Consider the following 19,330-nt stretch of genomic DNA (forward strand, 5'->3'; position numbering starts at 1 on the left):
AGAGGAGGGCCGGAATGGCGAAGCAGCAGGTCGAGCTCGGTCCCACCGGGCGACCCGAGCGGATCATTCCGGCACCGAAGAAGCTCGACCGCCACGGTCCCGCGCGCATCATCGCGATGTGCAACCAGAAGGGCGGCGTCGGCAAGACGACGAGCACCATCAACCTCGCCGCCGCGCTGGCGCGCTACGGCCGCCGGGTGCTGGCCGTCGACTTCGACCCCCAGGGCGCGCTCTCGGCCGGCCTCGGCGTGCCCGCGCACGACGTGCCGACCATCTACGACCTCATGCTCGGCAAGGTCAAGGACCCGCGCGAGGCGATCGTGCGCACCGCGACCCCCGGTCTCGACGTGATCCCGGCGAACATCGACCTGTCGGCCGCCGAGGTGCACCTCGTCACGGAGGTCGCGCGCGAGCAGATCCTCGCGGGCGTGCTCCGCAAGGTCGTCGACGACTACGACGTGATCCTCATCGACTGCCAGCCCTCGCTGGGCCTCCTCACGGTGAACGCCCTCACCGCGAGCCACGGCGTGCTGATCCCGCTCGCCTGCGAGTACTTCGCGCTGCGCGGTGTCGCGCTGCTCGTCGAGACCATCGACAAGGTGAAGGACCGCCTCAACCCGGCGCTCGAGCTCGACGGCATCCTCGCGACCATGTACGACTCGCGCACCCTGCACGCGCGCGAGGTGCTCGAGCGCGTCGTCGACACCTTCGACGACCAGGTGTTCGACACCGTCATCGGCCGCACCGTGAAGCTGCCCGACGCGCAGATCGCGGCGAAGCCGATCCTCGACTACGCGCCGTCGAACGCGGCGTCGGAGGCCTACCTGAAGCTGGCGCGCGAGCTCGTCGCCCGCGGCGTGGTCGCCTGAGCGGTCCGATGGGCGCGGCATGACCGAGCTCGGCACCGCGGAGGCGGGCGGCCCGGAGGCTCCCGGGTTCCGCGTCTCGCTCGAGGTGTTCGACGGCCCCTTCGACCTGCTGCTGAACCTGATCGGCAAGCACGAGCTCGACATCACCGAGGTCTCGCTGAGCCTCGTCACCGACGAGTTCATCGCCTACCTCTCGTCGCTCGACGGGCAGGGGCTCATCGAGCTGGATCAGGCCTCGGAGTTCCTCGTGGTCGCGGCCACCCTGCTCGACATGAAGATCGCCAGTCTGCTGCCGCAGGGGGAGGCGGTCGACGCCGAGGACATCGCGCTGCTGGAGGCGCGCGACCTGCTCTTCGCGCGACTGCTGCAGTACCGCGCGTTCAAGCAGGCCAGCGCCTGGTTCCGCGGCCGCATCGAGTCCGAGGAGGCGCGGCACCCGCGGCAGGTGCCGCTCGACGCGCGGTACCGCCAGCGCGGGCCCGAGCTCATCTGGACCCTGTCGGCAGACGACTTCGCGGCGATGGCCGTGCTGGCCTTCACACCGCGCGAGCTCCCCACCGTGGGGCTCGACCACCTGCACGCCCCGCTCGTGTCGATCCGCGAGCAGGCCGCCATCGTCGTCGCGATGCTGCGCACCGACGGCGCGCACACCTTCCGGCAGCTCATCGCGGGACTCCAGGTCGGGTCGGAGCGCGGCGTGATCGTCGCCCGGTTCCTCGCGATCCTCGAGCTGTATCGGCGCGACGCCGTGGGCTTCGAACAGGCGGAACCGCTCGGCGAACTGACGGTGCGCTGGACGGGCGCGCACTGGTCGGACGACTCTCTTGCGACACTGGGAACGGACTATGACGGATAACGAGACGACACCGGCCACGGGCGCTCCGGCCGACGGGGCGCAGGCGCCCGGTGCGGCGGGCGAGCTGGAGCGGGCGCGCGCCGAGCACACCCTCGAGCAGCAGCTCGAGGCGCTGCTGCTCGTGGCCGACGAGCCGCTGAGCATCGTGAGCCTCGCGACGGCCACCGACCGCCCGGTGCGCGAGGTGCGCCGCGCGGTCGACCTGCTGGCGAACGACTACGCGGGTGCGCTGGACGGACCGGTGCGCGGCTTCGAGCTGCGCGAGGTCGCCGGCGGGTACCGCTTCTACGTGCGCGAGACGCTCGATCCGGTCGTGTCCGACTTCGTGCAGCAGCAGACCCCGGCGCGGCTCTCGCAGGCCGCGCTCGAGACGCTCGCCGTGGTCGCCTACCGGCAGCCGATCTCGCGGGGCGCGATCGCCTCGATCCGCGCGGTGAACGTCGATTCGGTCGTGCGTACGCTGGTCGGGCGCGGACTCATCACCGAGGTCGGGCACGACGGTGAGACCGGCGCGATCCTCTACGGCACCACCGACACGCTCATGGGGCACCTCGGCATCTCGAGCGTCGAGGAGCTGCCGCCCATCTCGCCCCTGCTCGACGACGGACTGGAAGGATTCGAACATGAGTCGTTCTGACGAACGCCCGAAACAGCGACGCACCGGAGGTTCCGGCGGTTCCGGCGGGTCCGGCGGTGAGTTCTCGGTCGACGGGCAGGCCGTCGAGATCGACCTCGCCGAGTGGGGGTGGCCGGGGGCCGCAGCCGCCGACGGTGACGCGGAGCCCGAGGCTCCCGCCGACGACCGCCCGCGCCTGCAGAAGGCGCTCGCGCACGCGGGCGTCGCGTCGCGTCGCGCCTGCGAGACGCTGATCACGGGCGGCCGGGTGACGGTGAACGGCGAGATCGTGCGCGAGCTCGGCAGCCGGATCGATCCGGGCGACGAGGTGCGCGTCGACGGCGTCGTCGTGCAGCTCGACGCGAGCAAGCGCTACTTCGTGCTCAACAAGCCGCGCGGCGTCGTCTCGACGATGTCGGACGAGAAGGGGCGCCGCGACCTGCGGGAGTTCACCGATCGCGTCGAGGATCGGCTCTACAACGTGGGCCGCCTCGACACCGACACTTCGGGCCTGCTCGTGCTGACCAACGACGGCGACCTGGCGCACAAGCTCGCGCACCCCAAGTTCGGGGTGCAGAAGACCTACATCGCGAAGGTCGCGGGTCGCGTGACGCCGGCCACGATCCAGCGCCTGAAGAACGGGATCGAGCTCGAGGACGGTCCGATCCGCGCCGACGCGGCGAAGCTGCTCCCGGGCGAGGGCAGCCGGCACTCGCTCGTCGAGATCACGCTGCACTCGGGCAAGAACCGGATCGTGCGGCGCATGCTGGCCGAGGTGGGGCATCCGGTCGAGGAGCTGGTGCGCCGGCAGTTCGGCCCGCTGAATCTCGGCACTCTGCGCCTCGGCGAGATGCGCGAGCTGTCGGACGCCGAGCGGGGCGCGCTGCTCACGGCCGCCGAGGGCGACTCCGACGCGAACGGCCGTGCGCCGTCCGCGGGTCGCCCGGGAGACGGCAAGGGTGCGCGCGGCATGCGCGGGATCGCGGCGCGCGGCAATCCGAACGGGCGCGGCGGGGCGCGGAAGCCCCGCTAGCGGGCCCGAGCCGGCTCAGGCCGCCGCGGGCCCGGTCAGGCCGCGGGCCGGCTCGGCTCGAGCGCCGCGAGGGTGCCGAGCAACGAGTTCGGCACGAGCTCCGGATCCGTGGCATCGTCGCGCACGATCGCGGCGATGCGCGATCCCAGTTCGGCGGTCGCCGCGCCCATCTCGGGGCCCGAGAGCGCGGGGAGCGATCCCAGCACCTCGACGGTCGCGGCCTCGACCGCGCGCGCCGCGTCGGCCTCGCCGAGATGGCCGAGCATGAGGGCGAGCGAGAGGATCGCGCCTGAGGGGTTCGCCCAGCCGGTGCCGGCGATGTCGGGAGCGGAGCCGTGGATCGCCTCGAACATGCTCGGCGCCGAGCCGTCGAGGTTGAGGTTCGCGCTCGTCGCGACGCCGAGGCCGCCCTGGATCACGGCGCCGAGGTCGGTGATGATGTCGCCGAAGAGGTTGTCGGTGACGACGACGTCGAAGCGCTCGGGGGCGAGCGGCAGGTGGAAGCACATCGCGTCCACGTGCACGTAGTCGGTCTCGACCTCGGGGTACCGGGTCGCGAGGTCGGCGACGACCTCCTGCCAGAGCTGCCCGGCGGCGACGAGAATGTTGGTCTTGTGGCACAGGGTGAGGCGCTTGCGTCGACCGGCGGCGAGGCGGAACGCGAAGTCGACGACGCGCTCGATCCCGGCGCGCGTGTTGAGCGACTCCTGCATGGCGACCGCGTTGGGGGTGCCGGCGTGCACGGTGGATCCGCGGCCCACGTAGGCGCCCTCGGTGTTCTCGCGCACGATCACGAGCTCGCAGCGCTCCGGGGTGAGGCCCGAGATGGGCGTGGGGACGCCGGAGTAGAGGCGGACGGGGCGCACGTTGGCGGCCTGCTGGAAGCGCTGACGCATCTCGAGGATGAAGCCTCGTTCGAGGATCCCGGGCGTGACACGGGGATCGCCCATCGAGCCGAACAGGATCGCGTCGGCGCCGCGCAGCTCGTCCTCGAGCTCGGCGAACAGCTCGCCGGTTTCGAGGTAGTGGGCGGCTCCGGCGGCGTACTCGCGGCGCTCGGTGCGGAAGCCGTAGCGGGCCTCGGCGGCGTCGAGCACCTCGAGCGCGCAGCCGACGACCTCGGGGCCGATGCCGTCGCCGGGGAGCACGGCGATCTGGTGGGAGCGCGTCATCGTTGAGTCCTTCCGCGGAATGCCGGTGGGCGCGCGGGGATCCTCCGCCGCGACGCACAGTGTGAACCATATTAACTGGTCAGGCCACTCGTGGCGAGTGCTCGGCGAGCGGTTCCCAGCCGGTCGCGCGCCGCGATCAATAGCATGGTGGGCATCGCGGCGGCCGTGAACGGCCGCACTGAGAGACGAGATGGAGCCGAGACGATGAAGCCTCTGCGAGAGCGGGTCTCCGCACCCGATGCCCTGCGCCTGCCCGCCGACGTCGCGGGGGTGACCTGGCGGCGCATCGCAGAGGACGACCTGCCGCTGCTGCTCGAGCTGACCCAGGCCTGCGACGCGGTCGACAATCCCTGGGCCGTGACCACCGCCGAGGAGTTCGACCTGTGGTTCGACGATCCCAAGCTGCGGCTCGACCGGGATTCCGCGATCGCGCTCGACGAGTCGGGTCGGGCGGTCGCCTACGGCTTCGTGGGGCAGGGCGACGAGCACGAGTCGGAGCTGTGGATCGAACTCGAGGGCGCGGTGCACCCCGAGCGTCGCCGGGAGGGGATCGGCGGCGCGCTGCTCGACTGGCAGGACGAACGGGGGCGACGCCTGCTCTCCGCCGTGGACTCTTCGTTGCCCGCCCGCCTCTCGATCGGCGCGAACGAGGGCGAGGTCGGCACCATCGCGCTCGCCGAATCGCGTGGATACGGGGTCGCGCGCTGGTGGCTCGAGCTCGAACGCGACCTCGGGGAGCCGATCGTCGAGCGGGAGCTCGCGCCCGGACTCGTGCTCGAGTCGTACGCCGGGAACGAGGAGGCCACGAGGATTGCCCGCAACGAGTCCTTCCGGGACCACTGGGGGTCGCAGCCGGTGAGCGAGCGCGAATGGCGGGAGCACGACGAGCAGGAATCGACCCGCGCGGACCTCTCCTTCGTGGTGCGCGAGGGCGAGGGGGACGCCAGTCGGGTGCTGGGTTTCGCCCTCTGCGCGGTCTACCGCGAGGACTGGGACGCCCGCGGATTCTCGTTCGGCTACGTGGACGGTCTCGGAGTCGTGGCCGATGCTCGCGGTCGCGGGATCGCGAAAGCCCTGCTGGCGCGGGTGCTGCGAACCATGCGGGACGACGGGCTCGAGCGCGCGGTGCTCGACGTGGATTCCGAGAGCCCGACCGGAGCGGTCGGCCTCTACGAGGGCGTCGGATTCGAGACGGTGCGTCGATCGATGACGCTGGGAAGGGAGTTCTGAGCATGGGGCGTGCATCGCTGGAGGGGATGCGGATCCGTGGCGCCGAGGTCGGGGACCTGGATGCGGTGCTCGGGTTGTTCGACGACGCGGTGGCCTGGTTCGTGTCGAACGGCAACACCGGGCAGTGGGGCGCGGAACCCTGGTCCGGTCAGGAGCGTCGGGTCGCGCAGGTGGGCGATGCGCTGCGCCTGCCCGGGGCGCGGGTCGCCGAGCTCCCCAGTGCCGGCGTGGTCGGTCTGCTCGTGCTCGGTGAGGCCATGCCCTACGTGCCGCCGGCGGAGGAGCCCGAGGTGTACGTCCGGATCCTCATCGGATCGCGCGACCCGCGGGCCAGGGGGGCGGGGCGCGCGCTGCTCGCCTTCGCCGACGCCGAGGCCGAGCGGTCGGGCGTCAAGCGGCTGCGCGTGGACTGCTACGCGGGCGGCACCGGCGCGCTCGTGCGGTTCTACGAATCGTGCGGGTACGAGCGGACCGTCGGGTTCGACGTCGACGGGTGGCCGGGTCAGGTGCTCGAGCGCCGGCTGGGCGCCATGGCCTGATTCCGGCCGGGTGCCGACCCGGTTCCTCCGTGCGCTTGGAGATGGCCCGCGTGGTGATCTATATTAAATGGTAAGACCACTCGAATCGGGGGTGCGTCGGCAGCAAGGAGGCCAGCCATGTCAGATCCGCTCGACCTGATCGCGCCCGCGGGCGCCCTCCCGATCGGCGACGGCTGGCTGCCCGTCGACGGCACCTCGAGCGTCGTCTTCCCCTACGACGGCAGCGTCGTCGGACACGCTCCCGTCAGCAGGGTCGCCGACTCGCTCGCCGCGCTCGACGCTGCCGAGGCCGCCCGCTCCGAGGTCGCCGTGCTCACCACCGCGCAGCGCAAGTCGATCCTCGCCGCCGTGCACGACCGGCTCGCAGCCGACGCGCAGCGCTTCGAGGATCTGCTCGTGCTCGAGACGGGCAAGCCCCGGGTCGACTGCCGCACCGAGGTGAACCGCACCATCGTCACGCTCCAGGCCACCGCCGAGGAGGTCTCGCACGTCCACGGCGAGACCGTGCCGCTCGACCTTCAGGAGCTCGGCCGGGGCATGATCGGCTACTACACGCGCAAGCCCGCCGGCGTCGTCGTCGGGATCGCCGGATTCAACTACCCCGTGCTGCTCGCCACCCACAAGCTCGCCCCCGCGATCGCGGCCGGCTGCCCCGTGATCATCAAGCCCGCCCCCAACACCCCGCTCGCCACGATCGAGCTCGTCGCCATCGTGCGCGAGGTGCTCGCCGAGCACGGCGTCACCGGTGCGGCCGTGCAGCTCGTCAACGGCGGCCCCGAGGTCGGCGAGGTCCTCGTGTGCGACTCCCGGGCCCAGGTCGTCTCGTTCACCGGATCCGCCGCGATCGGACACCTCATCGCCGGGCAGGCGGCTCCCCGCAGGACCCTGCTCGAGCTCGGCTCGAACACGGGATTCATCGTCGCGGCCGACGCCGACCTCGAAGCCGCCGTCGATGCGGTGCTGCGCGGCGGCTTCTACGCCAACGGCCAGGCCTGCATCTCGGTGCAGCGCGTCGTGCTCGAACGGCCCATCGCCGAGCGCTTCACCGAGCGCCTCGTCGCTCGCATGAGCGAGCTCCGGGTCGGTGATCCCCGCGACATCGCGACGAACGTCGCCCCCGTCATCAACGCGGCCTCCGCCGACCGGATCCGCGCCACGGTCGAGCGTGCGCTCGCCGCCGGCGCGCGCATGCTCACCGACGTCGAGATCCCGGCCGAGGGCGGGCTCGTGCCGCCGATCGTGCTCGGCGATGTGCCGGTCGACGCCGACGTCTGGCGCGAGGAGATCTTCGGCCCGGTCGTCTGCCTCACCGCGGTCGACTCGGTCGACGCCGCGGTCGACCTCGTCAACGACTCCCGCTACGGTCTCCAGGCCGCCATCTACACGGCCTCGCTCGAGAGCGCGTTCGCCGCGATCGAGGGGCTCGAGGTCGGCGGCGTCGTCGTCAACGAGATCCCCGGATTCCGCTCCGACATCATGCCCTACGGCGGCGTCAAGGACTCCGGCATCGGCCGCGAGGGCCCGCGCTACGCGATCGAGGAGTTCACCGTCACCCGTATGGCCATGATCCGCCCGGCACCCCGAAAGGTCACCGCATGAACGCCCCTACCCCCGCCGTCGACTACTCCCGCCTCTTCCGCCTCGACGGCCGCACCGTCGTGGTCGTCGGTGCGGGCAGCGGGATCGGCCGCGAGGCCGCGCAGGCGCTCGCCGCGCAGGGAGCGCACGTGGTCGTCGCCGACTACTCGCCCGAGGGCGCGGAGGCCACCGCGGCGCTCATCGCGGAGCGCGGCGGCGTCGCCGAGGCCTATGAGCTGAACGTGCTCGACGACGACGCGGTCGAGGCCGCGGCCGAGCGCTTCGGCACGGCCTCCGCGCTCGTGTTCACAGCCGCGACGAACGTGCGCAAGCGCATGGACGACTATTCGATGGACGAGTTCGACCGGGTGGTGAACCTCAACCTGCGGGCCTCGTTCCAGTTGATCCGTCGGTTCGGGCGTCGCTTCGCCGACAACGGCGGCGGATCGATCATCGGCTTCGCGTCGATCCGCGCCCAGGTCGTCGAGCCCGGCCAGGGCGTGTACGCGGCGACCAAGGCCGGCCTCGTGCAGCTCGCGAAGACCGCGGCCGCCGAGTACGGAGCCTCGGGCGTGCGGGTCAACGTGGTCGCCCCCGGCGTCGTCGAGACCCCGCTCACCGGGCAGATCCGGGCGAACGAGGAGTGGTACCGCGCCTACGCCGAGAAGAGCGCGCTCGGGCGCTGGGCCCGCCCCGACGAGCTCGCGGGCGCGGTCGTGTTCCTCGCCTCGGACGCCTCGACCTTCGTGACCGGGTCCACGGTCAGCGTCGACGGCGGTTGGACCGCGATCGACGGGCGCTTCACCCCGCCGGCCTGAGGAGGGACGCGTTCGCACGCGCGGGCGTCTCCGAGATGACCCGTTCGCGGGCTATGAGTCCTCATAGCCCGCGAACGGGTCATCTCGGCGTCGGGCGCTCACGCGTCGGTGCGGTGGATCCCGAGGTCGGTGCGACCCCGCGCGACTTCGTCGCGCAGCACGCGCTCCGGCGTGTAGTCGCCGCTCTCCATCCTGCGGAACGGGATCGGGGCCTCCGCGGCGAGGCCCGCGATTCGCTCGCGCAGGCGGGTGATCTCGCGCGCGACGTCGCGGGAGTCGAACCCGTCGACGCCCTCGATGCCGTGCAGCGGCAGCACCTCGCAGCCGGTGTAGAACAGCACGCCGTGCGTGAGCCCGTAGAGGATCGTGTCGAGGTCGCCGGCGATGCCGCGGGGGCCGAGCGCCGCATCCGATTCGCCGTACGACACGACGATCAGCACGCGCTTGCCGGTGAGCAGGCCGTCGCCGTACCTGCGGGTCAGGCCGGTCTCGGGATCGACCACGTCGAAGCCGAAGCCCGCGGTGAGCACGCGGTCGAACCAGCCCTTGAGGATCGCCGGCATCGAGTACCACCAGAGCGGGAACTGCAGCACCACGAGGTCCGCGTCGAGCAGTTTCTGCTGTTCGACGCGGATGTCCTCGGGCAACTGCGATTCGGCCGTGGCTCGAGTCCAGCGCGAGATGAAGCTGCCGCTCGCCTGCGCGAGGGACCCGAGATCCCGGTCGTCGAGCAGCGGATCGAATCCCATGGCGTAGAGGTCGCTCGCGACGACGTCGTGGGTGAGCTCGAGCTCCGCGCGTGCTGCGTCGAAGAGCTCCCGGTTGAACGAGCGCGCCTCGGGGTGCGCGTAGAGGTAGAGGGCGTTCGGCCGCGATTCGGTCATGCGCCTATCTCAGCAGGTCGGGGTGCGCGGCGCGAGCGCTCAGCGCACGGAACCCCAGTCGACCGTCGCCTCCGGGCCGCGCACGGTCTCGAACCAGTGGGCCACCCGCAGCAGACGGTCGTCGGAACCGATGGGGCCCGCGATCTGCAGGCCGACGGTTCGGCCGTCGGCCTGGATGCCCGCGCCGATCGACACGGCGGGCTGCCCCGACATGTTGTAGGGCGCGGTGAATGAGATGTGGCCCATGGTGCGCAGCGGATCGGTGATCGGCATCGGATCCTCGGCCGCGAACGCCGCGACGGGGGAGACGGGCGAGAGCACGAGGTCGTAGGGCGCGGTGGCGGCGCGGGTGAGGCGGGCCATCTCGTCGGCGCAGCCGCGGTTGCGCACGGTCTGCGCGGCCGAGAAGTCGGCGCCGGCCGAGCACCACTCGACGATGAAGGGCAGCACGAGCGCGCGGTCCGCGTCGCTCAGCACCTCGAGGTCGGCGTAGGAGCGGCTGCGCCAGAAGTCGACGAGGCCGTCGAGCACCTCGGCGGGCACGAAGGGATCGAGCGGCTCGACGGCGGCGCCCGCCGCGGCGAAGCGCTTCGCCGCGGCCTCGATGAACGCGCGGGTCTCGGGCTCGACGGGGAGGCCCGATCCCGCATCGAGCTGCACGGCGACACGCAGCCCTGCAGGCGCGAGCGGTTCGAGCGACCAGTCCATCGGCGGGTAGGCGCGGGTCAGGTAGTCGCGCGCGTCGGGCTTCGCGATGATCGACATGAGGCGGATCGCGTCGGCCGCGGTGCGGGTGAGCGGGCCGGCCGCGCGGCCCGTGTATGGCACGTCGAGCGGGATCAGGCCCTCGCTCGGCTTGAGCGCGGTGAGGCCCTGCCAGGTGCCGGGCAGGCGGATCGATCCGCCGATGTCGGTGCCGACGTGCAGCGGGCCGTAGCCCGCCGCCGCCGCGGTGCCGGCGCCGGCGCTGGAGCCGCCGGAGGTGAGCGCGGGATCGAGCCCGTTGCGGGTGATCCCGTGCCGGCTCGAGACGCCGGACGAGAGCATGCCCCAGTCGGGCATCGTGGTGGACCCGAGGATCACGACGCCGGCCTCGAGCAGCCGGTCGGTGGTCGGGGCGTTGGCCGCCGCGATCGGCGGGTTCGGCAGCGCGGTTCCCGCGGGCTTCGGGCGGCCGGCGCGCGCGATGTTCTCCTTGACCGTCGCAGGCACCCCGTCGAACGGGCCGAGCTGCTCGCCCGCGGCCCAGCGCGCGGTCGACGCGTCGGCGTCGGCGCGCACCTCCTCCGGCTCGTGCAGGTAGAGCGCGTTCAGCTCGGGCTCGCGATCCGCGATGCGGGCGAGCACGCTCTCGGCGACCTCGCTCGGCGTGAACTCGCCGCTCGCGTAGCCGTCGGCGAGCGTTCCGGCGTCGAGCGCGAAGAGACCGTTACGAGGCATGGGTGAGCTCCTGACGCAGGGTGAGCGACGAATCGATGAGGCGCTTCGTGTACGGGTGCTGCGGATCCCGGTAGACGGTCTCGGTGTCGCCGGCCTCCACGATCTCGCCCGACTGCATGACGATCACCGAGTCGCAGAGGTGCCGCACCACGTTCAGGTCGTGCGAGACGAACACGAGCGTCAGCCCGTACTCGTCGACGAGGTCGGCGAGCAGGTTGAGCACCTGCGCCCGAACCGAGACGTCGAGCGCGCTCACCGGCTCGTCGGCGACGACCACCTCGGGGCGGCAGATGAGGGCGCGGGCGATCGAGATGCGCTGCCGCTGCCCGCCCGAGAACTGGTGAGGGTAGCGCGCCGCGGACTCGGCGGGGAGCCCGACGGCCTCGAGCATCTCGGCGACCATGCGCGACCGCTCGGCGGCGGTCTCGTTCCGCCCGCGCACGAGCAGGGGCTCGGAGATGATCTGCTCGACCGTCATGCGCGGATCGAGCGATCCCATCGGATCCTGGAACACGATCTGCAGCTGCTGCCGGAGCTGGCGCAGCTGCGACTCCTTCGCCCCCGCGACCTCGTTGCCGGCGACCACGGCGCTGCCGGAGGTCGGCTGGTCGAGGCCCGCGAGGATCCGCAGCAGCGTCGACTTGCCGGAGCCCGATTCGCCCACCACGCCGAGGCGGCCGCCGCGCGGCACCTCGAACGAGATGCCCTTCAGCGCGTGCACCTCGGGGGCCGGCTTGAACAGGCTCGTGCGCCCGCGGGTGTAGGTGCGCACGAGATCCGTGACCTTCATGACGGTCTCGGCGGGTGCGGCGGGTGCAGCGGGTGCGGCGGGGGTCTCGGCCGGCTCCGGGGGAGCGGCCTCGGCGGATGCGGCTGCCGGATCCGTATCGACCGTCGGCGGCACGTAGTCCTGCGCGCTCGCGACGGTGAACAGACGCCCGTCGGCGTCGGTCGCCTCGAGGTCCGATGCGGCGAGCAGGCCGCGAGTGTAAGGGTGCTGCGGCTTCGTGAAGATGTCCTCGGTGGGCCCCTCCTCGACGACGACGCCCTGGTTCATCACGAGCACGCGGGTGCACATGTTGGCGACGACGGCGAGGTCGTGGGTGATGAACAGCAGCCCCGTGCCGCGCTCGCGCACGAGCTCGAGGATCAGGTCGAGCACCTGGCGCTGCACGGTGACGTCGAGGGCCGTGGTGGGCTCGTCGCAGAGCAGCAGCGCCGGGTCGTTGGCGAGCGCCATCGCGAGCATGACGCGCTGCCGCTGCCCGCCCGAGAGCTGGTGCGGGTAGGCGCGGGCGGCCTGCGCCGGATCGGGCAGGTGCACGGCGTCGAGCATCTCGATCGCGCGCCTGCGCGCCTCCGCCTTCGACGGGGCGAGCCTGTGCTGCAGCATGATCTCGGCGACCTGATCGCCCGCCCGCATGAGCGGGTTGAGCGCGGTCAGCGGCTCCTGGAACACCATGGCCATGTCGCGGCCGCGGATCCTCATGAGCTCGGACTCGGGCGCCTGGAGCAGGTTGCCGTCGTGGCCGTCGAGGCGCACGGATCCGTCGGCGGTGACGCCGTTCGGCAGTAGGCCGAGCAGGGCGGTCGTGGTCATCGACTTGCCGGATCCGGATTCGCCGATGAGGCCGATCCGCTCGCCGTGCGCCATGTGCAGCGAGAAGTCGTGCACGAGCGTGCGATGCGGGGTGCGGACGTTGAGCCCGTCGACGGCGAGCAGGGTCTTCGTTTCGGTGGTCATCAGCCGCGGCTCCCGTTCAGCTTCGGATCGAATCGGTCGCGCAGCCCGTCGCCCAGCAGGTTGAAGCCCATGACGGCGATCGCGATGGCGATGCCGGGCACGATGGCGAGCAGCGGGTGGGTGCCGAGGAACTGCTGCGACTCCTGCAGCATGCGGCCCCACGAGGGGGTGGGCGGCGGCGTGCCGAGCCCGAGGAAGCTCAGGCCGGCCTCGGCGAGCACCGCGAGCGCGAACGACACCGAGCACTGCACGACGACGATGCCGATGATGTTCGGCAGCACGTGCCGCACGGCGATCCGCGTGCGTGACTGGCTGGCGGCTCGGGCGGCGAGCACGTACTCCGTGTTCATCACCTGCAGGGTGCCGGACCTCGCGACGCGGGCGAACGCCGGGATCGTCGAGATGCCGATGGCAACCATCGCCGTGAGCGTCGATGCGCCGAAGACCGCGGCGAACATGATCGCGAGCAGCAGCGCGGGGAACGCGAGCGCGATGTCGGAGGCGCGCATCACGACCTCCTCGATCCACCCGCCGCGGATCCCCGCGAGGATGCCGAGCGGCGTGCCGATGAGCAGCGCGATGCCGACCGAGATGACGCCGACGAACAGCGTGATGCGGGCGCCGACGAGCATGCCCGAGAACAGGTCGCGTCCGTACTTGTCGGTGCCGAGCAGGTGCGCGCCGCTCGGGCCCTGGAGGCGGTCGGCGGCGTTCACCTGCACGGGGTCGTAGGGGGTCCAGACGAACGACACGACCGCGGCGAGCACGACGATGCCGACCAGGATCAGCCCGGCGACGAGCGTGGGGGAGAGCCGTCCGCGCGAGCGCCGCGCGGGGCGGGCGGGAGCGGCCGCGGGGGACGCGATCGCGCTCGTGCGCGGCGCCTGGGACGGGGGAGTCGGGATGTGCTGGGTATCCATGGTCACGCGCTCTTTCGCATCCGCGGGTCGACGATCGTGTAGACGACGTCGATGACGAGGTTCAGGATGAGGGTGATGGCGACGAGCACCATCACGACGGACTGCACGGTGAGCAGGTCGCGGTTGCCGACGGCGTCGAGCAGCATCGAGCCGAGGCCGGGGATCACGAACACGCGCTCGATCACGACCGCGCCGATGATCAGGGCCGCGATCTGCACGCCGGTCACCGTGATGACGGGGATCGCCGCGTTGCGCATGCCGTGCTTGAGCAGCGCCTTGGTCGGGCTGAGGCCCTTCGAACGGGCGGTGCGGAGGTAGTCCTCGCTCATGATCTCGAGCACGGCCGAGCGCACGTAGCGGGTGAGGATCGCGCCCTGCACCGAGGCGAGCGCCAGCACGGGGAGGATGAGCCTGCGCAGGAAGTCGCCGAAGTTCTCGCCGGGCGGGGTCCAGCCGCCGGCCGGCAGCCAGCCGAGGCCGACCGCGAAGACGAGCACGAGGAGGATGCCGGCGAGGAAGCCGGGGATCGCGACGCCCAGCTGCGAGCCGGCGCCGATGAGGATGCCCGAGGCGTTTCGGTGCTTGACCGCCGCGATGGTGCCGAGGGGGATCGCGGCGAGGAGGGCCACGACCATGGCGGTGAGCACGAGGATGAGGCTCACCTGCAGGCGGTCGACCACGAGCGGGCTGATGTCGGCGCGGGTGACGTAGGACGTGCCGAAGTCGCCGCGCAGCAGGCCGCCGACCCAGTCGAAGTACTGCACGGCGAGGGGGCGATCGGTGCCGAACTCGTGCCGCGTCTTCGCGAGCAGCTCGGGGCTCGCGTTCACGCCGAGCGCGACCTGTGCCGGATCGCCGGGGACGAGGCGCATGAACAGGAAGACGACGACGGTCGCGACGAGGAACGTCACCGCGAACCGCGCGAGGTTGATGAGTATCCGGATGGCCATGCGTGATCCTCTGGACGGTGGGGCCGCGGCGTGCGACCGCGGGCGGGTTTCGAGACGGGGGCGACGGGGCGGCCGCGGTGCGCGTCCGCCCCGTCAGCGGGTCACTTCCAGGAGAGGCCGGTGAGGTCCAGCGACTCGACGATGGAGTTCTTCGGCATGCCGGTGAGCTCCGACTTGGTGATGACGATGTTCGGGAACAGGAACAGCACGCCCGACGCGGCGTCGTCGACGATCTGCTTCTGCACCTCCTGCATGCCCGAGATGTAGCCCTGCTCGTCGGCCGCGTCGGCCTTCGCAGCGATGGGGGCGATCTTCGCGTTGTCGTAGCCGATGTAGTAGTCCGGGTTGTTGAACACCGTGAGCAGATCGCGCGCCTCGACGGCGAGCACCGTGGTCATCTGGAAGTCGTGCTTGGTGAACACGTTGTCGAGCCAGACCGCCGGGAACTCGGACGACTGGATCTTGACGTCGATGCCGACCTCCTTGAGCTGCGACACGACGATCTCGGACACGGCCTGCGCGTAGGGACGGGTGGGGACCGTGTAGGTGATCGAGAGGTTCTCGGCGCCCGCCTCCTTGAGGAGCTGCTTCGCCTTCGCGGGATCGTGCGGGTACTTCGCGTTGAGGTCGACGTAGTAGGGATCGGTCGGGGTCGCGTAGGTGGCGACGAGCGAGCCGTAGCCGTTCCACGCGGTGTCGATGATCGCCTGTCGGTCGAGCGCGTAGAGCACCGCCTGGCGCACGCGCTTGTCGTTGAACGGCGCGACGCGGTTGTTGAACGAGAGCGAGACCTCACCGCTCGAGGTGCCCGAGGTGACGGTGAACTTGCCGTCGTCCTTGAACGTGTCGACGAGCTCGGGTGCCTGCAGGTTGACGATCGCGTCGACGTCGCCGGTGCGCAGCGCGTTGGTGGTGGCGGTCGCGTCGGCGAAGTACTTCAGCGTGACCTCCTTCACCTTGGGCGCGGTGCCCCAGTAGTCGTCGCGGGTCTTCAGCACGATGTTCTCGTTCTGCTTCCACGAGGCGACAGTGAAGGGGCCGGTGCCGACGGGCGTGTTCGCCAGGTCGGCGACGCCGGTGGACGAGAACATCGCGCCGACGGGGGTGGCCATGTCGAACAGCCACGCGTTCGACGGGTGGCTCAGGTGCACGGCGACCTCGGTGTCGTTCTTCACCTCGACGTCCTGCACGACGTCCATCTTCGCCTTGAGCGTGGTGGTCCAGTCCTTCTTCACCCGGTCGAGGCTGAACTTCACGTCGTTCGCGGTGAACTTCTCTCCGTTCGAGAAGGTCGCGCCGTCCTGGAGCGTGAAGGTGTAGGTCTTGCGGTCCTCGCTGATCTTCCACTCCTTCGCGAGAAGGGGGACGACCTTGCCCGACTGGTCGACGCGCACGAGGCCCTCGTAGACGTTGGTCATGAGCGCCTGCGGGATCGCGGATCCCGCGGTCTTGGTGAAGTCGAGGTTCACGGGTGCGCCCGTGAGTGCGACCGTGACCGCGGTCTGGCCGGAGCCCGTGCTCGATCCGGATCCGGTGCTGCCGCCGGATCCCGCCGAGCAGGCGGTGAGGGCGAGTGCGCCGGCCGCGACGAGCGCCGCGGCGAGGGTGAGAGGAGTCTTGCGTCGCATCATTGCTTCCTGTCGCAGGGTGGGCCGACCAGCGGTCGGCTTCTCGGTGCTCCGGCTCGGGGTGTGCTGCCGGGGTGGCTCGAACGGTGCGGGTGGCACCCCTCGGCGGTCATCTTCATCGACGTTCGCCTTCGAGTCGTGAGGTTCGAACCAGGATACATGGTAAGACCACTGCTCGCAGCGTTAGGATGAGGGGCATTTCCGGCAGACCCGTCGTTTCGGCGGGCGGACCGGGCCAGACTTCGCGAAGGAGCACCGTCGTTGTCCACTCCGCACAGCTTCGCCCCGGCGGTCCCCATCCACACCTACCAGCGCATCGTCGAGCAGATCGAGCAGGCGATCGTCTCGGGCGAGATCCCCGTCGGCGCCCAGCTCGCCAGCGAGCGCGAGCTCATGGTGCAGTTCGACGTGAGCCGCCCCACCGTGCGCGAAGCGCTGCGGGTGCTGCAGAGCATGGGCCTCATCGAATCGCGTCCCGGCACCCGGGGCGGCCCGCAGGTGCTCGCGCCCTCGCCCGAGACCCTGCGGCGCTCGCTGCGCGCCATGCTCGGCACCGCGGCGCTCGACCTCGCGGAGCTCGTGCAGTACCGCGTCGTGCTCGAGGGATCCGCCAGCGCGCTCGCCGCGCTGCAGCACACCGATGCGCAGCGGGAGGAGATGCGGGCCGCGGTCGAGGGCATGCAGGCCGCCGCCGAGGCCAACGCCGAGGAGTTCGCCGACCTCGACCTCGCGTTCCACACGCTCGTCTGGAACGCGAGCGGCAACCGGATCTTCGCGCTCAGCGGCGAAGCCGTCTCGGGCGTGCTCCGCGGCCTCATGCACCGCGACGCCGAGGGCACCCACCACGACAACCGGGTCAAGCTCGAATCCGCAGCCATCGACCGCGGTTTGTTCGACGCCATCGCCCGCCGCGACGCCATCGAAGCCGGCACCATCGCCCGCCGTGCCGTCGCCAATCGCTTCGGCCCGCTGCTCGAGCCCGGGCAGCAGGAGGCGCTCGCGCTGCTCGTGGGGTAGCTGGGCGCACGGGCGATTTGCGCTCAGTCGGACGAAATCCGTGAAATGTGCCTGTCCGAATACGAAACGCCCGCGTGAATGGCGCCGTTGGGCCGCGCCCACCCGAACTCAGGTACGCCGCGGTGCCGTGACCGCGGCGAGCACCGCGCCGAGCGAGACGAGCGCGGCGAAGCCGAGCACGGCGGCGGGCAGCCCGAAGAACCCCGCGGCCGAGCCGAGCGCGAGCACCGGCAGCGCGCTGCCGAGGTAGGTCGCCGTGTAGATCGAGCTGACCGTCGCGCCGGTACGCGACACGGGGACCGAAGCCACCGCCCGGCCGAACGCCGACTGGAACGCGAGCCCCTGGCCGGCGCCCGCGGCGATGCCGCCCGCGACGACCAGCGCGAGCTCGCCGGTCAGGGGAGCGAGGCCGAGCAGCAGGATCCCGACGGCGAGCACCGCGAGCCCGACGGGCTCCCGCCAGGCGCCGCGCAAAGGCAGGAGTTGGATCGACGCCGACGCCAGCAGGGTCAGCGCCGCGAGCAGGCCCACCGCCGAGCGGGACTCGACGGGCAGCAGCGCGGCGAACGCCGACGGCGCGAGCGAGAGACAGAACCCGAAGAGCGAGAAGCTGAGGAACCCGATCGCGGCCGCCCGGCGCACCGCGGCGGCGGAGCCCGGGGCGGCGGTCGACGCGCTCACCGCCGGGCCCTGCGGGTCGGCGGGGAGCGGCTCGGCGTCCTCGGCGCGGCAGGCGCCGTGGGGCACGACCGCCAGGATCACGGGCGCGAGCAGCGCCAGTGCGAGCGCGAGCGAGAAGTACGGGGTGCGCAGCGGATCACCGGTCTCGGAAAGGAGGCCGCCGAGCACGGGCCCGAGCGCGACACCGCCCGAGCTCGCCAGCAGGGTCAGGCGGCCGGCGGTCCGGGGGCGCCCGGCCAGCAGCACGCGGAACGCGCTCGACGCGGTACCGGTCGCGGCGGCGATGGCGAGTCCCTGCACGGCGCGGGCCGCGCAGAACCAGCCGAGATTCGGGGCGAGCGCGAGTCCCGCCGTGGCGAGCGCGGCCACCGAGAGCGCGGTCACGAGCACCGTGCGTCGGTTGAGGCGATCGGCCAGCCGCCGGAACAGGGTCAGGCCGACCAGCATGCTGAGCACGTAGCTCGAGAAGGCCACCGCGACGCCGAAGGAGTCGAGGCCGAGCCGCTGCTCGAGGAGCGGGAAGAGCGGCGTCGAGAGATTCGCGGCGATCAGCAGGAAGCCGAGCGTCAGGGCGGTCAGTGCGACCCGGATCCTGGGTCTCACCGCGGCCGGGGCGGCGACGGCGAGGTGCGGGGCGGCGAGAGCCTGGGGTGCGCTCAAGGCGGGTCTCCTGTTCGGGCGTGCCCTTGTGGGGCTGTCCGTGATCCGGTTCGCGCGGGGTGTTGCGCTCGCGGATCTCGTGGTGTCGGGTGCACTGACCGTGCCCCGCTCATATTCAAGGGAGTCCGAGCGAATCGCGCAAGCGAAGTTTCCTGAATTGAGCGATATGCTCGATCCCGAACTCTCAAACTGGGCAGAAGGTGAGCAGAATGAGCGACCTCGATCTGACCGACCGCAGGATACTGCGTGAGCTGGACGCCGACGCGCGCATGCCGGTGGCGATGATCGCCCAGCGCCTCGGGCTCGCCCGCGGCACGGTGCAGGCACGGCTCGACAAGCTCGACGCGGCGGGCGCCCTCCGGCTCGCGAGCACTCGCATCACTCCGCAGGCGCTCGGCCGTCCCGTCGCGGCGAGCGTGCAGGTCGAGCTCGACCAGCACAGCATCGCCGAGGCGATCGCGGCGCTCGCCGACATCCCCGAAGTGCTCGAGTGCTTCGCTCCCGCGGGCGACACCGACCTGCTGCTGCGCGTCGTCGCCCGCGATCCCGACGACCTCTACCGGGTCAGCGAGGAGATCCGGCTCTGCCCCGGAATCCGCCGCACCTCGACCAGCCTGTTCCTGCGCACCGTGATCCCGTACCGCGTCACCGGGCTGCTCGCAGAAGGATGATCCGCGTGCGCTGCGGAACCGGCG

At 71.5% G+C, this 19,330-nt stretch carries 18 protein-coding genes; 10 read left to right on the forward strand and 8 right to left on the reverse strand.

The genetic code is table 11. From position 1 onward, the window contains the following. The first annotated feature begins 14 nt into the window (after positions 1-14). From ABD169_RS15555 to ABD169_RS15570, 4 genes are read left to right on the forward strand one after another with little or no spacing between them, the layout of a single operon-like run. Entirely contained in the window at positions 15-869 is an 855-nt protein-coding gene (locus ABD169_RS15555; RefSeq protein ID WP_046454653.1) for a ParA family protein, read from the forward strand. Between the two features lie 19 nt (positions 870-888). Continuing rightward, a complete protein-coding gene (locus ABD169_RS15560; protein ID WP_046454654.1) occupies positions 889-1,725 on the forward strand; it encodes a segregation and condensation protein A in 837 nt (278 codons plus the stop codon). Beyond that, positions 1,715-2,362 carry an SMC-Scp complex subunit ScpB gene (gene scpB / locus ABD169_RS15565; RefSeq protein WP_344033536.1) on the forward strand — a complete coding sequence of 216 codons (648 nt, stop codon included), beginning with the start codon at positions 1,715-1,717 and terminating at the stop codon, positions 2,360-2,362. The genes ABD169_RS15560 and scpB overlap by 11 nt, the downstream gene beginning before the upstream one ends. Next, positions 2,349-3,374 carry a pseudouridine synthase gene (locus ABD169_RS15570; RefSeq protein ID WP_344033537.1) on the forward strand — a complete coding sequence of 342 codons (1,026 nt, stop codon included), beginning with the start codon at positions 2,349-2,351 and terminating at the stop codon, positions 3,372-3,374. Before scpB ends, ABD169_RS15570 begins: the two co-directional genes overlap by 14 nt. A gap of 35 nt (positions 3,375-3,409) precedes the next feature. Here the strand turns inward: ABD169_RS15570 and ABD169_RS15575 are convergent, their stop codons facing one another. Then, the gene (locus ABD169_RS15575) at positions 3,410-4,546 is read right to left on the reverse strand and encodes a 3-isopropylmalate dehydrogenase (protein WP_344033538.1); all 1,137 of its coding nucleotides are present in this window, start codon (positions 4,544-4,546) and stop codon (positions 3,410-3,412) included. A 204-nt stretch (positions 4,547-4,750) separates the two neighbouring features. Here ABD169_RS15575 and ABD169_RS15580 point away from each other — a divergent pair, with 204 nt between their 5' ends. The 4 genes from ABD169_RS15580 to ABD169_RS15595 all read left to right on the forward strand — a co-directional run bounded on the left by ABD169_RS15580 (position 4,751) and on the right by ABD169_RS15595 (position 8,711). After that, positions 4,751-5,776 (forward strand): GNAT family N-acetyltransferase, encoded by a 1,026-nt coding sequence (locus tag ABD169_RS15580; protein WP_344033539.1) that lies wholly within the window; start codon positions 4,751-4,753, stop codon positions 5,774-5,776. A gap of 2 nt (positions 5,777-5,778) precedes the next feature. Further along, on the forward strand, positions 5,779-6,315 hold the full coding sequence (locus tag ABD169_RS15585) for a GNAT family N-acetyltransferase (protein ID WP_344033540.1): 537 nt from the start codon (positions 5,779-5,781) through the stop codon (positions 6,313-6,315). Between the two features lie 117 nt (positions 6,316-6,432). Then, positions 6,433-7,914: an aldehyde dehydrogenase family protein gene (locus tag ABD169_RS15590; protein ID WP_344033541.1), complete on the forward strand. Its 1,482-nt coding sequence runs from the start codon at positions 6,433-6,435 to the stop codon at positions 7,912-7,914. Next, positions 7,911-8,711: an SDR family NAD(P)-dependent oxidoreductase gene (locus ABD169_RS15595; RefSeq protein WP_344033542.1), complete on the forward strand. Its 801-nt coding sequence runs from the start codon at positions 7,911-7,913 to the stop codon at positions 8,709-8,711. The genes ABD169_RS15590 and ABD169_RS15595 overlap by 4 nt, the downstream gene beginning before the upstream one ends. Positions 8,712-8,809: 98 nt before the next feature. Here ABD169_RS15595 and ABD169_RS15600 read toward each other — a convergent pair whose 3' ends face one another. The 6 genes from ABD169_RS15600 to ABD169_RS15625 form a co-directional block, all read right to left on the reverse strand. Next, a complete protein-coding gene (locus ABD169_RS15600) occupies positions 8,810-9,595 on the reverse strand; it encodes an NAD(P)H-dependent oxidoreductase (protein ID WP_344033543.1) in 786 nt (261 codons plus the stop codon). Positions 9,596-9,634: 39 nt separating this feature from the next. Next, entirely contained in the window at positions 9,635-11,035 is a 1,401-nt protein-coding gene (locus ABD169_RS15605; protein WP_344033545.1) for an amidase, read from the reverse strand. Continuing rightward, a complete protein-coding gene (locus ABD169_RS15610) occupies positions 11,025-12,779 on the reverse strand; it encodes a dipeptide ABC transporter ATP-binding protein (protein WP_344033546.1) in 1,755 nt (584 codons plus the stop codon). Before ABD169_RS15610 ends, ABD169_RS15605 begins: the two co-directional genes overlap by 11 nt. Beyond that, entirely contained in the window at positions 12,779-13,699 is a 921-nt protein-coding gene (locus tag ABD169_RS15615; protein ID WP_344033547.1) for an ABC transporter permease, read from the reverse strand. Before ABD169_RS15615 ends, ABD169_RS15610 begins: the two co-directional genes overlap by 1 nt. A 2-nt stretch (positions 13,700-13,701) precedes the next feature. Then, positions 13,702-14,649 (reverse strand): ABC transporter permease, encoded by a 948-nt coding sequence (locus ABD169_RS15620; RefSeq protein WP_344033548.1) that lies wholly within the window; start codon positions 14,647-14,649, stop codon positions 13,702-13,704. 101 nt (positions 14,650-14,750) lie between these two features. Continuing rightward, positions 14,751-16,280: an ABC transporter substrate-binding protein gene (locus tag ABD169_RS15625; protein ID WP_344033549.1), complete on the reverse strand. Its 1,530-nt coding sequence runs from the start codon at positions 16,278-16,280 to the stop codon at positions 14,751-14,753. Between the two features lie 258 nt (positions 16,281-16,538). Here ABD169_RS15625 and ABD169_RS15630 point away from each other — a divergent pair, with 258 nt between their 5' ends. After that, positions 16,539-17,294 carry a FadR/GntR family transcriptional regulator gene (locus tag ABD169_RS15630; RefSeq protein ID WP_046454664.1) on the forward strand — a complete coding sequence of 252 codons (756 nt, stop codon included), beginning with the start codon at positions 16,539-16,541 and terminating at the stop codon, positions 17,292-17,294. A 108-nt stretch (positions 17,295-17,402) separates the two neighbouring features. Here the strand turns inward: ABD169_RS15630 and ABD169_RS15635 are convergent, their stop codons facing one another. Further along, entirely contained in the window at positions 17,403-18,635 is a 1,233-nt protein-coding gene (locus ABD169_RS15635; RefSeq protein WP_344033550.1) for an MFS transporter, read from the reverse strand. 209 nt (positions 18,636-18,844) lie between these two features. Here ABD169_RS15635 and ABD169_RS15640 point away from each other — a divergent pair, with 209 nt between their 5' ends. Further along, the gene (locus tag ABD169_RS15640; protein WP_046453989.1) at positions 18,845-19,306 is read left to right on the forward strand and encodes an Lrp/AsnC family transcriptional regulator; all 462 of its coding nucleotides are present in this window, start codon (positions 18,845-18,847) and stop codon (positions 19,304-19,306) included. The last annotated feature ends 24 nt before the right edge of the window (positions 19,307-19,330 follow it).

The sequence above is a fragment of the Leucobacter iarius genome, from assembly GCF_039530105.1.
Lineage (GTDB): Bacteria > Actinomycetota > Actinomycetes > Actinomycetales > Microbacteriaceae > Leucobacter > Leucobacter iarius.